Source organism: Kribbella catacumbae DSM 19601 (genome assembly GCF_000372465.1).
In the GTDB taxonomy this organism is placed as follows: Bacteria; Actinomycetota; Actinomycetes; order Propionibacteriales; family Kribbellaceae; genus Kribbella; species Kribbella catacumbae.
This window is the reverse complement of the sequence record NZ_AQUZ01000100.1, coordinates 1-12,784: the sequence shown is the minus strand read 5'-3', so window position 1 is coordinate 12,784 and position 12,784 is coordinate 1. Positions and strand designations below refer to the sequence as shown.

Annotated in this window: 13 protein-coding genes and 1 pseudogene; 7 read left to right on the top strand and 7 right to left on the bottom strand. The window is 67.7% G+C overall.

The annotated features are described in order from the left end of the window. A pseudogene (locus tag A3ES_RS0144565) lies at positions 1 to 192 on the bottom strand (IS256 family transposase); the annotation flags it as partial. A 269-nt stretch (positions 193 to 461) separates the two neighbouring features. Next, entirely contained in the window at positions 462 to 1,076 is a 615-nt protein-coding gene (locus A3ES_RS50605) for a hypothetical protein (RefSeq protein WP_157631081.1), read from the bottom strand. An 807-nt stretch (positions 1,077 to 1,883) separates the two neighbouring features. On the opposite strand from A3ES_RS50605, the gene A3ES_RS0144555 reads away from it, so the two are divergent. Beyond that, positions 1,884 to 2,393 (top strand): SigE family RNA polymerase sigma factor, encoded by a 510-nt coding sequence (locus A3ES_RS0144555; protein WP_020393326.1) that lies wholly within the window; start codon positions 1,884 to 1,886, stop codon positions 2,391 to 2,393. Beyond that, on the top strand, positions 2,390 to 3,526 hold the full coding sequence (locus tag A3ES_RS0144550) for a Gmad2 immunoglobulin-like domain-containing protein (protein WP_020393325.1): 1,137 nt from the start codon (positions 2,390 to 2,392) through the stop codon (positions 3,524 to 3,526). The genes A3ES_RS0144555 and A3ES_RS0144550 overlap by 4 nt, the downstream gene beginning before the upstream one ends. Position 3,527: 1 nt before the next feature. On the opposite strand, the gene A3ES_RS0144545 is transcribed toward A3ES_RS0144550, so the two are convergent. The 5 genes from A3ES_RS0144545 to A3ES_RS0144525 all read right to left on the bottom strand — a co-directional run bounded on the left by A3ES_RS0144545 (position 3,528) and on the right by A3ES_RS0144525 (position 8,308). Next, the gene (locus tag A3ES_RS0144545; RefSeq protein ID WP_020393324.1) at positions 3,528 to 4,244 is read right to left on the bottom strand and encodes a 16S rRNA (uracil(1498)-N(3))-methyltransferase; all 717 of its coding nucleotides are present in this window, start codon (positions 4,242 to 4,244) and stop codon (positions 3,528 to 3,530) included. A 22-nt stretch (positions 4,245 to 4,266) separates the two neighbouring features. Beyond that, positions 4,267 to 5,409, bottom strand: a complete 1,143-nt coding sequence (gene dnaJ, locus A3ES_RS0144540) for a molecular chaperone DnaJ (RefSeq protein WP_020393323.1) — start codon at positions 5,407 to 5,409, stop codon at positions 4,267 to 4,269. A 37-nt stretch (positions 5,410 to 5,446) separates the two neighbouring features. Continuing rightward, on the bottom strand, positions 5,447 to 6,466 hold the full coding sequence (gene hrcA / locus A3ES_RS0144535; RefSeq protein ID WP_026163794.1) for a heat-inducible transcriptional repressor HrcA: 1,020 nt from the start codon (positions 6,464 to 6,466) through the stop codon (positions 5,447 to 5,449). A 112-nt stretch (positions 6,467 to 6,578) separates the two neighbouring features. Continuing rightward, entirely contained in the window at positions 6,579 to 7,682 is a 1,104-nt protein-coding gene (locus A3ES_RS0144530) for a Gfo/Idh/MocA family protein (RefSeq protein WP_020393321.1), read from the bottom strand. Further along, positions 7,667 to 8,308, bottom strand: a complete 642-nt coding sequence (locus tag A3ES_RS0144525; RefSeq protein ID WP_169501858.1) for a ThuA domain-containing protein — start codon at positions 8,306 to 8,308, stop codon at positions 7,667 to 7,669. Before A3ES_RS0144525 ends, A3ES_RS0144530 begins: the two co-directional genes overlap by 16 nt. Positions 8,309 to 8,830: 522 nt before the next feature. On the opposite strand from A3ES_RS0144525, the gene A3ES_RS0144520 reads away from it, so the two are divergent. The 5 genes from A3ES_RS0144520 (at position 8,831) to A3ES_RS0144500 (ending at position 12,482) form a co-directional block, all read left to right on the top strand. Then, positions 8,831 to 9,223, top strand: coding sequence for an EF-Tu/IF-2/RF-3 family GTPase (locus A3ES_RS0144520; protein WP_020393319.1), 393 nt, complete (start codon positions 8,831 to 8,833; stop codon positions 9,221 to 9,223). A 35-nt stretch (positions 9,224 to 9,258) separates the two neighbouring features. After that, complete coding sequence (locus A3ES_RS0144515) at positions 9,259 to 10,047, top strand: MBL fold metallo-hydrolase (RefSeq protein WP_040457197.1); 789 nt, start codon at positions 9,259 to 9,261, stop codon at positions 10,045 to 10,047. A 139-nt stretch (positions 10,048 to 10,186) separates the two neighbouring features. Beyond that, a complete protein-coding gene (locus A3ES_RS0144510; protein WP_020393317.1) occupies positions 10,187 to 11,737 on the top strand; it encodes an NCS1 family nucleobase:cation symporter-1 in 1,551 nt (516 codons plus the stop codon). Positions 11,738 to 11,835: 98 nt separating this feature from the next. Further along, positions 11,836 to 12,090: a type II toxin-antitoxin system Phd/YefM family antitoxin gene (locus A3ES_RS0144505; protein ID WP_026163793.1), complete on the top strand. Its 255-nt coding sequence runs from the start codon at positions 11,836 to 11,838 to the stop codon at positions 12,088 to 12,090. Continuing rightward, on the top strand, positions 12,087 to 12,482 hold the full coding sequence (locus tag A3ES_RS0144500) for a type II toxin-antitoxin system VapC family toxin (protein ID WP_020393315.1): 396 nt from the start codon (positions 12,087 to 12,089) through the stop codon (positions 12,480 to 12,482). Before A3ES_RS0144505 ends, A3ES_RS0144500 begins: the two co-directional genes overlap by 4 nt. Positions 12,483 to 12,784: the final 302 nt, after the last annotated feature.

Here is a 12,784-nt window from a genome sequence, read left to right as displayed (position 1 = left end):
CGCAACCGCGGCGATCTCGGCCTCGAACATGGCCTGCATCACCGCCAGCCCAGCGGCCACACTCATCGCCAGCAGGCCCTCACGGGCCGCGCCGGCGACATCGGCCAGCGCGACACACACCTCGTCAGGCAGATCGGAGAAATTCATGGTGTCGGCCTGCGCGGCCGCGTGCAGAGTAGGTACGGTCTTCATGGCGGTCCCCTTCCTTCGGGTGTTCTTGGTCGTTCACCCGAGACCTACCACCAGGCAGGCCTCAGGTGGGGGACCGCCACCTCAAGTTCCACGAAGACCGGGACAACCTCTCCGGGTCTGCTTCTCGTCTTTGAAGTGAATCCGCCGCTGATTGGGTAGACAGATACTCCGCATCGTCTTACGCGTGGTCTGCAGGTCTTCAGGAAGGACACTGACGGCTGCGATCAAGAAGCCATTCTTCTTGCTCTCGTCGACGAACACGTGCCCGGTCACGGTGCCACCGACTTGAGCGCCGCCGGCGGCAAGAACGGGTCTAGCACCGAGTAGTGGTACTCGCGGGTCGTGACAGTGCCGCTCAGCCAGTCCTCTCGAAGGGAGTGGCCACGGGACAGCAGCTTGCGATCCTGAAGTTCGCGCAGTCCCCGTTCGGCGGTATCGGCCGAGATGCCGTACCACTTCGGCGCCCGTTCGGTGGGCAGCTTGAAGGCCGGCTTGCGCGACAACGACAACGCGATCAGGAGGACAGCTTTGCCCGGTAGGCGAAGGGTCCGATACCACCCGTCGGCCCAGTAGGCGAACGGAAGCCGGATGTAGCTGTCGCCGACGCCCTTCGGCGGGATGTACGGATCGCCGGATCCGTCCTCCAGCAGAGACGTCACCGTGGCCAGCCGGCCGCGCCGCTCACGCTCGACGAGGCGGTACTTTCGATCCAACTTCACCCAGACCTTGCTGACCGCGGCGGCTCCGGTGTCCTGCGGCGTCGTCAAACCGAGCGCGCGGGCCCACACCATCGCTTCATGCGTGGTGTCCCAGTCGGCGTGGCTGGCCGTCAGGCGGTGGAGCAGGAAAAGGTCGAGCGCACGTTCGTCGTGGGCCCTCACCATCTTGTGGAGTGGCCCAGGCACGGGGTTGCGCTGGGTACCCTGCTGGACGAACGTACGACGGATCTGAACAGACGCACTGGACCTCTTCGACGCGGCCAGAAAAGCTTCTACTGTTTTCTGCTGCGCATCGATCGACTTGCCTGACATGCCGATGATCCTCCCACAGCCCAGCTCTCAACCATGACCACCGCAGCGGGTATCGAATTGCCGGGCGAGCGTGTGCTATCGAAGGACTAATCGGATAACCGTGAGATATCCATCGGATTGCCACTCGGATAGCCAATAGCCCGATAGGGGTGACAGCGACAGGTCATCCCTATAGCCAGCTCGGCCCATGCCCTGCCGCGCAACCCACTCGCGCCTACCGACCGGGTTGAGCTCGCAAGCCTCGAACGGAGCACCGTCTGGGTGCGATGCGTCGACTTGGCTGTGCTGCCGACGACGGACTATGTGCCGCGTGAGCCCGGCACAGCTCGATGCCATGCCAAAACCGCGTGCCGAGCACAACGGGTTCAGCGACCGTCGGTACACCATCGTCACTGTCGCGGATGGGTGGCCGCCGAACTGCGCGCCGAGGCCAGCAGGCCGGCCATCGGGCCTGGACAAATGTCCGAACAACTTGCTGACCGAGGGCGTGGTGACCTCGCTGTGGCCGTGCCAGTGGCCGTCGCCGTGCTGTTTCATCCGGTCCTCCCGGTCTTCGGGCGGACAGCGTCCCGCCGATCGGGGCCGACAAGTTGTCAACCTGGTATCTGGTCTAAGCGTCTCCGTTGTGTGGCACAACCAGCCGTGGTGTACGAAGAGTGCGTGGCACATGAGTCCTCGTGGGATGCCGACGAGGCGCTGACGGCTGTCTATACGGCGCACTACACGTCGTTGGTCCGGCTCGGCGCCTTACTGCTGCGTGACACCGGTGCGGCGGAAGAGATCGTGCAGGACGCCTTCGTGGCGATGCACGGCCGCTGGCACCGGCTGCGCGACCCGCACAAGGCCCTGGCGTACCTGCGGACCGCGGTGGTCAACCGCTGCCGCTCCCGGCAGCGGCACCTGGTCGTGGTCGACAAGCACCTGCCGAAGTCCTTGCCGGACGAACCGAGCGCGGAGCACGCTGTCATGCGCACCGCCGAGACCGACCGGGTGATCGAGGCCATGCGCACCCTGCCCGAGAAGCAACGCACCGTGATGGTGCTGCGGTACTACGGTGACCTGTCCGAGGCGGAGATCGCCGACACGATGGGGATCAGCCGGGGATCCGTGAAGAGTCACGCCGCGCGAGCGACCAAGTCGCTGCGCCAGGTCCTGGAGCAGAGCACATGAACGACCACAGGGACGACCGCAGGGACGACTCGTTCGACGAGCTGATGCGGCGGGCCATGTCCGAGGAGGCCGGCCGGATCGAGCCTGCCGACGGCCTGCACGAGATCCAGGCCCGGGTCCGTTCCCAGCGCAAGCCGGTCAACCGGCGTCCGTGGGTCATCACCGCGGGCGCGGCCATGGTTGGTACGGCGGCTGCCATCGGCGCCTTCGCTGTCCTCAACGACAACACGAAGACGGCCGAGCAGCCCAGCATCGCGGGCGGCCCGGACACCACCAGCAGCGCGTCGGCCGAGCCGACCAACCCGCCGACCGCTCCGCCGGCCAGCCCGAAGCCCACGCCCTCGGATCCGGCTGCATCCAAGCCGCCGAGCACCCTCCCGACGTCGAAGGTCCGTGCCATCGAGGAGACCGACCTCAAGACCCCCAAGGCCGTCTCGGTCTACTGGCTCGGCCAGGTGGTCGGCGTCAAGAAGGGCCCGGAGTTCAGGCTTTACCGCACCTTCAACCAGGTGACCGGCAAACCCGCCCTGGAGGCCCTCCGGACGATGACCGCGCCGAAGGCGGCCAACGACCCCGACTACGACTCCCCCTGGTCGGGCGCCTCGGTGAGCTCCGTGCGCTACACCGACGACCTGATCATGGTCGACTTCGAGCGGCTGCCGAACACCAAGCTCGAGCCGGAGGTCGCCGACATGGCGGCCCAGCAGCTGGTCTACACGGTCCAGGGCGCGCTGCAGCGGACCACGCCGGTCCAGATCACCCAGCAGGGACGCATCTCGCCCGACCTGTTCGGCGTCATCGACACCAACAGCCCGCTGAGCAGGGCGCAGGCCACCGACGTGCAGGCGATGGTCTGGATCACCTCGCCCGAGAACAACCAGACCGTCAAGCAGCCGGTCACGGTCGCCGGCATCGCAGCGGCGTTCGAGGCCCAGGTGGACTGGCGAGCCACCAACGTGAAGACCAAGCAGACCGTCACGAACTACACGATGACCAAGGAAGGCCAGAAGTTCTCCCCCTTCGCCTTCACCCCCAAGCTAGCCCCCGGCGAATGGCTCCTGGAGGTCTACCTGACCTCCCCGGAAGACGGCCGCATCACCGACACCGACTCGAAAACGATCAGCGTCAGGTAGGTCAGGTCCAGCGGGAGCGGGCTAGGAGAGCTGCGGCTGCGGCCACGCCGGCGGTCGACGTACGGAGGACTGTGGTGCCGAGGCGGACTGGGGTGGCTGCGAAGGTTTCCAGTTCGGCTGGGGCGATGCCGCCTTCGGGGCCTACGACGATGACGATGTCGCCGGTGGCAGGTAGTTCGAGTGAGGCCAAGGGGGTGGTCGCCTCTTCGTGGAGTACTACGGCCAGGGCGGCGTCCGTGAGGAGTTTGGCGACCTCGGGGGTGGACGCGATCGGGGCGACCTCGCAGAACCACGAGCGGCGCGACTGCTTGCTGGCTTCGAAGGCCCAGGCCTGCCACTTGGTCAGCGTCTTCGCGACCCGCTCGGGGTTGGAGCGGAACTGACTGCGCTCCGCGTTCCACGGCACGAGCAGATCCGCCCCGACCTCGGTCAGCATCTCGACCGCGAGCTCGGCGCGCTCCCCCTTCGGCAGCGCCTGGACGACGACCAGCCGCGGGTTCGCCGCCGGCACCTCACCACGGTGCTCGACCACGACGGTCAGCCCGGATTTGGACGCGGCGATCACGGGTCCCTCGGCGAAGGACCCGTGTCCGTCGGTCAGCCGGATCCGCTCGCCCGGACCGATCCGGCGTACGACGGCGGCGTGCCGGCCCTCGGCGCCGTCGAGCACCAGCTCCGGACCGTCCAGCTCAGGCAGGTAGAAGACCGCGAGTCCCATCGCCCGGCAGCCTAAGTCGTTTTCAATGCGCACCGAAGGCGTCACGCAGGCGGCCGAAGACGCCCTTGTGTGCCGCCTGCACCTGACCCTGCGGACGCTCCTCGCCGCGCGACTCGGCGAGCTGCCTCAGCAACGCCACCTGGGCCTCGTCCAGCTTGGTCGGCGTCTCGACGATCACCTGCACGATCAGGTCGCCCCGCCCGGCATGCCGCAACCGCGGTACGCCGCGCGCGGTCAGCGTCATCGCCATCCCGGACTGCGTCCCGGGCCGGATCTCCAGCGGAGTCGTCTCGCCCTCGAGCGTCGGCAGGTCGATCGTCGTACCGAGAGCGGCGGCCGTCATCGGCAGCGTGACCGTGCAGTGCAGGTCGTCGCCGCTGCGGGTGAAGATCTCGTGTGGCTCGACCTCGATCTCGACGTACAGGTCGCCGGCCGGACCGCCGCCTGGGCCGACCTCGCCCTGGCCGGACAGCTGCACACGGGTGCCGCTGTCGACCCCGCCGGGGATCTTGACCGTGACGGTACGCCGGGAGCGGACCCGGCCGTCGCCGGCGCACTCGACACACGGGTTCGGGATGGTGGTCCCGAAGCCGCGGCAGTTCGGGCACGGCCGCATCGTCCGGACCTCGCCGAGGAACGAGCGCTGGGTGTGCGTCACCTCGCCCCGGCCGTGGCAGATCTCGCAGGTGACCGGCTGGGATCCAGCTTCCGCGCCCGATCCGGAACAGGTCGGGCAGAGCACCGCGGTGTCGACCTTCAGCTCGCGGGTGGTCCCGAAGGCCGCCTCAGCGAGGTCGATCCGCAGCGGGATCAGCGCGTCCTGGCCCCGCCGGGTGCGCGGCCGCGGCCCGCGGGTGGCCCCGCCGGTCTGGCCGAAGAAGGCGTCCATGATGTCGGTGAAGGTGAACGCCTGCCCGAAGCCGGCCCCCGCCCCCGCGCCGGGCCCGCTCGCGAACGGGTCACCGCCGAGATCGTGGACCTGCTTCTTCTGCGGGTCGCTCAGCACCTGGAACGCGCGGCCGATCTCCTGGAACTTGTGGTGCGCGTCCTCGGAGTCGTTCACGTCCGGGTGGTACTGGCGGGCCAGCTTGCGGTAGGCCTTCTTGATCTCGTCCTGGCTCGCGTCACGGCTGACGCCGAGGACGGCGTAGTAATCGGTGCTCATACTCCAGACCACTTGGTAGGCAGCGTTCGGTGTTGGTTCATGAGTCGGCCAGCAGTTGGCTGACGTAGCGGGCGACGGCGCGGACCGCACCCATCGTGCTCGGATAGTCCATGTAGGTCGGGCCGACGATGCCGAGAGTGGCCAGCGCCTCCGACTTGGAGCCGTACCCGGTCGCGACCACCGAGGTGGTGGCCAGTTCCTCGTACGGGTTCTCGTGCCCGATCCGGACCGTCAGGGTCTGCGGATACGTCGCTTCGCCGAGCAGCTTGAGCAGGATCACGTGCTCCTCGAGCGCCTCCAGCACCGGCTTCACGTTGCGCTCGAAGTCGTCGCCGTAGCGGGTCAGGTTGGCGGCACCGCCGACCGCGATGCGCTGCTCGCCCTCGACCGTGAAGGCCTCCAGCAGCGACGTAACGATCGCGGCCACCAGCGGCCGGTCGGACGGCGCGAAGGTCTCGGTGACGCTGGCCAGCGAGGTCGCCGCGTCGGTCAGGCGTTGCCCGGTCAGCGCGGTGTTCAGCCGCGAGCGCAGGTCCGCGATCAGTTGCTCGTCCACCTCCTCCTGCGCCTCGACGATCCGCTGCTCGACCCGGCCGGCGCTGGTGATCAGCACCAGCAGCAGGCGCCGCGGCGTCATCGTGACCACCTCGACGTGCCGCACGCTCGACCTGATCAGCGTCGGGTACTGCACGATCGCGACCTGCCGGGTGATCTGCGCGAGCAGCCGGACGGTACGCCGGACGACGTCGTCCAGGTCGACCGCACCGGCCAGGAAGGACGAGATCGCCTTCTTCTCGGCCGGCGACAGCGTCTTGACCGTGCTCAGCTTGTCGACGAACAGCCGGTAGCCGGCGTCGGTCGGGATCCGGCCGGCGCTGGTGTGCGGCTGGGTGATGTACCCCTCCTCTTCCAGCGCGGCCATGTCGTTGCGGACCGTGGCCGGGGAGACGCCCAGGTTGTGCCGGTCGACCAGCGTCTTCGAGCCGACCGGCTCGTGGGTGGCGACGTAGTCCTCGACGATGGCCCGGAGCACGTCCAGCTTGCGTTCGTCCAGCACGCGCACCACCCTCTCCCACGTCGGCCGTTGCCGGTTGGCACTCCTGAGTTTCGAGTGCCAGTCTACCGAGCCGTAGCGACAGCCATACCCACGCAGCGGCGTGGGACACATCTCAGGCTGATTCGGGCGACGCTCCCAACGGTACGGCGGCGGGACGATCCACGGTGCTCGTCACGTCCACAGGCTGGTCCTGGGCCGCCGCTTCGAGCAGTGACTCCATGACGTCGAGCACGTGGTAGGCCAGAGCTCCATTGGCTCGGTGCGGCTCGTTGTTGCGCAGTGCGCGAGCCATGTCGGCCACACCGACGCCACGCCCGGCTCCGGCGTACCCGCCGGCTACAGGGAGCTCCGTCCAGTCGCGGTTGGTGGCAGTAGCGATCTCCACCGAGCCGTCGAAGCCATTCGGGTCCGGCACCGACAAGCTGCCTTCCGTGCCGTAGATCTCGATCCGAGGCAGCCGTGCAGCCCACACGTCGAAGCTCATCAGCACAGTGGTGAGCGCACCCGACTCGTGCTCCAGTACGCCGGTCACATGCGTCGGCACCTCGACAGGGAAGGTCTGCCCAGCCCGCGGACCCGTGTGGACCTTGCGCTGCTCCTGCGAGCGACCAGCGCGACCACTGACTCGGCGTACCGGGCCGAGGAGCGTGACGAGGCTCGTTACGTAGTACGGGCCCATGTCGAGCAGCGGGCCGCCACCAGGCTGGTAGTAGAAGTCCGGAGCCGGGTGCCACAGCTCATGTCCGGGCGTGACGAACGAAGCCGTCGCAGCAGTCGGTACGCCGATGTCGCCGCGGTCGAGGGCAGCTCGGGCCGTCTGGGTCCCAGTGCCGAGCACTGTGTCGGGAGCACAGCCGATACGGAGGTTGTTGGCCGCAGCGAGCTTCAGGAGCGGCTCTGCCTCGGCACGGTCGACAGCTAGCGGCTTTTCGCCGTAGACATGCTTGCCGGCCTCCAGCGCGGCCTGGTGGACCGGTGCGTGTGCGGCCGGGATGGTCAGGTTGAGGACGATGTCGACCTCAGGGTCGGCGAACAAGTCATCCGACGTCAGCGCCCGGACGCCCGGGTTCTGATCGGCGATCGTCTGGGCCCGGGAGATGTCGAGATCGGCGACGGCGACGACCTGTACTCCGGGCAGCTTGGCCAGGTGCTCCAGGTAGGTACCGCTGATGACACCGGTGCCGACGATGCCGACGTTGGTCACTTGCTCGCCCACAGCAGCCCCCGCTCGATGATGGTGCGGACCTCAGGGGTGTCGAGGTCGGCGAGGCTGTGGCCCGGCGTACAGACGAAGACTTTGCCCTTGCCCCACTTGCGGGTCCAGACGGCCGGCATGGTCGCGCCCTCGATCCACGGGTAGTCGGGGTGGGCTCGGAACGTGGTGGTGGCGAGGACCTTGTTGGACGGGTCGGCGTGCACGTAGTACTGCTCGGTGTGCAGGTCGAAATGCGTCAGGCCCTCGACGATCGGGTCGTCGGAGACGATCTCGATCCGGTGGTCGACGAAACCGCCCGGGTGCGAGATGAACTGGCCGCCGGTCATGAAGCTGTAGTCGACGTTGCCGCGGAAGGAGTCGACGATGCCGCCGTGCCAGCCGGCCAGCCCGGTGCCCGTACGGACCGCGGCTTCCAGGCCCTTGACCGCTTCGGCGGAGATCTCGCCCATGCTGACGCACTGCAGCACCAGGTCGGTGCGGTCGAGGTCGAGGTAGCTCTCGGTGCTGTCGGAGACGGTGACCTCGAAGCCGTTCTCCCGCAGGAAGGGGATGAACAGCTCGGTCGCCTCGGCCGGGAGATGCCCTTCCCAGCCACCCCGGACCACCAGTGCCCGTCGTGTCGTCACGCCGTCCGCCCTTCGTCGTTGGATCCGTACCGTTCGAACTGCTGCAGAGTTCGGATGAACCGGTTAACCGCCCTGCGACCCTAAGCGGCGAGTCAGCACCCTTCAACCCCCATCCCGCCCGGTGGATAGGCCTTACCGAAACCGGCCGCCTGGGCAGGTCCGGACGGCCATCACTATCCAACCTCCCGAGCAAACGCTTCCCTCGGCGTGTCGAGGNATCGGACCAGGGTTGGCTAGTGATGGCGGTCCGGGACCGGTCGTTCCCGTCGCCGGGCCAGCCTCTTCGGTCTCTGGCGCTCAGCGGTCCCCCGTATTGCGGAGGGTTCGCCCCTCGGCGTGGGGTTCGCCCCCTCGGCGTGGGGTTCGCCCCTCGGCGTGGGGTTCGCCCCTCGGCGTGGGGTTCGCCCATTGGTCTACCAGGGGGTGATGCCCGCCAAGCGGGGCGGAGCACACCGATTGGGCGCCGGAATCCGTCGGCCGTCGGGCGTCGGGGTGGGTTGGGATGGCCTAGGGTCGCAGGGTATGGGATGGAAGTTCTGGAAGCGCGAGCCGAATCCGATGGATCCGCAGCAGTTGCTGAACCAGGCGCACTCCGCGCCGAACAGCTCGCCACAGGACGTGCAGCGAGTCCAGGACGCCGTACCGGCGGGTGCGTTCGTGATGCCGGTCGAGGACGTGTTCTCGATCACCGGGCGCGGCACGGTCGCCACCGGCCGGATCACCGCGGGCACGGTGCAGGTCGGTGACCAGGTGATGATCACGCGGGCCGGCCAGCAGGTCGCGATGAGCCGGGTCACCGGCGTCGAGGCGTTCCGCAAGAACCTCACTGTGGCGAGCGCCGGCGACAACGTCGGCCTGCTCCTCGAAGGCATCGACAAGAGCCAACTCCTGTCCGGCGACGTCATCTCCCGCTGACCGTCGCGCGGGTGGCGCCGGTTAGGGTCGCGGGTATGAGTGCGTGGGTGGAACTGGCGGACCGGACCTGGGTACGCCGGTATGAGAAGTACGACCTGAACGTCGGGCTGGTCATCGGCAGCGAGGGCGCGCTGCTGATCGACACCCGCGGTGACGTCGCGCAGGGCGAGGAGTTGCTGGCCCATATCCGCGAGCTCACCGACGTGCCGGTTCGCTGGGTGGTCAACACGCACGCCCACTACGACCACGTCTTCGGCAACCCGGCCTTCCCCGACGCGACCAGCTACGCGCAGGAGAACACGGCCGCCGCCGTCGCCGAGACCGTTGCCATCGACAACGCTTTTGCCGTGGCCAAGGTGATCGAGTTGGGTGACCGGCGGGTCGAGTTGCTGCATCTCGGCAACGGGCACACCGATGGCGACGTGGTGGTCGTAGTACCGGATGTGGACGTGTTCTTCGCAGGTGACCTGATCGAGGAGTCGGCGCCGCCGTCGTACGGGGAGGACTCGTACCCGCTGGAGTGGGCCGACACGGTCGACCGGCTGATCGGGCTGTTGTCCGCGACGGCGAAGGTCGTGCCGGGGCACGGCGCGGTGGTCGATGCCGAGTTCGTCCGCGAGCAGAACGGCGATATCGGCACGGTCGCGAACACCATCTCGGGTCTGCACCACAACGGCACCTCGCTCGAGGACGCGCTCGCCCACACCGACGACTGGCCCTGGCCGCAGGCGCATGTCGAGCAGGCCGTACGTCGCGGGTACGCCGCCTTGGGCGCACCTCGCCGTCCGTCCTTGCCGCTCTTGGGGCTTGGCAGGGACGAGTAGTTGCCCGGAGGCACAGCCCCGCGGCGACGCTGGCCAATACCTTCCCCGCCCCACCGCCCCAGTCGGGGGTTATGCGTTGACATGACGTCCGCGATCCCGCACTTTGGTCCGAGACCCGACGGCGGATGAGGTGGCGACGATGGCTCATGCGGCAGCAACATCTACCGAACAGATCACCCATCCGGACGGGCGCGTCGAGCTGACCGATCCGTCCGCCGTCGTAGACAGCCCGTACGGCAACGCGGAACTCGCACCGACCCGGTTGCCCGAGCGCCGCTGGACGACGTACAACTATGCGGCGCTGTGGATGGGCATGGCGCACAACATCCCCAGCTACCTGCTCGCGGCCGGTCTGGTCGCGCTCGGGATGAACTGGCTGCAGGCGTTCATCACGATCACCTTGGGCAACTTGATCGTGCTCGTGCCGCTGCTGCTGAACAGCCACGCCGGTACGAAGTACGGCATCCCGTTCCCGGTTTTCGCGCGCGCCTTCTACGGCGTCCGCGGAGCCAACTTCCCGGCGCTGCTGCGGGCCTTCATCGCCTGCGGCTGGTTCGGCATCCAGACCTGGATCGGCGGCCAGGCGATCTACGTGATCATCGGCGAACTGGCCGGCTCCGGCTGGACGGGCGCGTCGTCGGTCGGCGGGCATCCGTGGACGATGTGGCTGAGCTTCGCCTTCTTCTGGGTGCTGCAGATGGTACTGATCTGGCGCGGCATCGAAGGGCTGCGGCGGTTCGAGAACTGGGCGGCGCCGCTCGTGACGGTCGCCTTCCTCGCGTTGATGATCGCGATCCTGGTCAAGGCCGGCGGCTTCGGCCCGATCCTGTCGCAGCCGTCGAAGCTCGGCTGGGACGCCGACTTCTGGAAGATCTTCGCGCCGTCGCTGATGGGGATGATCGCGTTCTGGGCGACGCTGTCGCTGAACATGCCCGACTTCACCCGGTTCGGCAAAGGCCAGCGCCAGCAGGTGATCGGGCAGATCATCGGGCTGCCGACGACGATGTCGTTCATCGCGCTGGTCTCGATCATCACCACGTCCGGCACCGTGCTGGTCTACGGCTCGGCGATCTGGGACCCGGTCGAACTGACCCGGCGGTTCGAGAACCCGGCGGTGGTCACGATCGGCCTGGTGATGGCGATCCTGGCCACGATGTCGTGCAACGTCGCCGCGAACGTGGTCAGCCCGTCGTACGACTTCGCCAACGCCCTGCCCCGCTGGCTCAACTTCCGCACCGCGGGCCTGCTGACCGGCGTGATCGGCATCGTGATCCAGCCCTGGCGCCTGATCTCCGACCCGTCGATCTACATCTTCGTCTGGCTCTCCTTCTACGGCGGCCTGCTCGCGTCGGTCGCCGGCGTACTGATCGCCGGCTACTGGTTCGTCGACCGCACCAACCTCTTCCTCGCCGACCTCTACCTCCCCAACGGCCGCTACTGGTACGCCGCCGGCTGGAACTGGCGAGCCGTCGTCGCCACGTTGCTCGGCTCGCTCCTGGCGGTAGGCGGCGCCTACTCCAACCCCGGCGCCGGCCCCTTCCCGGCGGACGGCCTGATCCCGTTCCTTCAACCGCTCTACGACTACTCCTGGGTGGTAGGCCTAGTGGCGGGTTTCCTCACTTACCTACTCCTGACCATCCTCTCCCCCATCCGCCACCCGTCCCCCACCCACGCCATCGAAACGCCCTGAGTACTACGCCCCACGCAACTCCTCCGTCGCGTCGACCTTGCCTGGGGCTGAGTCAGCGAGCTAAGGTTAGCTAACCGGACTAAGCGATGGGATCGGGCGTGAACGACACCGCGGCGCAGTACAACATGCATGAGGCGAAAACTCAGCTCTCTCGCATCATCGATCGCGTCGAGCACGGCGAAGAGGTGATCATCAGTCGCGCCGGACGCCCGGTGGCGAAGGTGATTCCGCTACCGCACGTCGTTTGCCGGCGAGGTCGCGGGCTGCTGGCCGGACAGATCGGCATGACTGATGACTGGGATTCGCCCGAGACCAACGCAGAGATCGCCGATGACTTCGGCCTTCCGTCGTGACCCGGGCTGCTGCCACCGGTCGTCTGCTGCTGGACACCCACGTACTGCTGTGGTGGCTTGCTGACGGTCCCGAACTGTCCGACGACCTCAAGAACCAGATCGACACCGAACTCGAGGTCTATGTGAGTGTGGCGACCGTCTGGGAGATCTCCATCAAGTCGTCGGCCGGCAAACTGAGCATCCCGCCCACCTTCCTTGAAGTCTTGCGGGACAGCGGAGTCGGCGAACTTCCGATCCGGTACGAGCACGCCCAGCAAGCTGGCCAGCTGCCACTCCTGCACCGGGACCCGTTCGATCGCATGCTGATCGCACAAGCCCTGACCGAGAGACTCACCCTGGTCACCCGCGACGCCGCGATCCATCAGTACGACGTGGCTGTACTGAACGCCTGAGTACAGCTACGTCGCGGGTCGCGGGTCGCGGGTCGCGGCGACTTACCTGCATCGTTTCGGGGTGGCAAGTGGTTGGTTGGTGTGGTTTTGGGCGTGGTGGGGTGTGCTGCCTGCCCGGACAGCTGCCGGTTTCCGTGAGCGGGTGGGTGGGTCAAGGAGCGCGTAGCGCCCGCGGAGCGGCGCCGGAGGCGTCCTTGACGCATCTGCCCGGGAGTGGATCATGTGGCTGGCCCCGGGTGGGAGCTGTGGGTTGCGGAGGGTGTTCGTTCGGGCGGGTGGTGGGTCCTTCCTGGGGGCGGGGC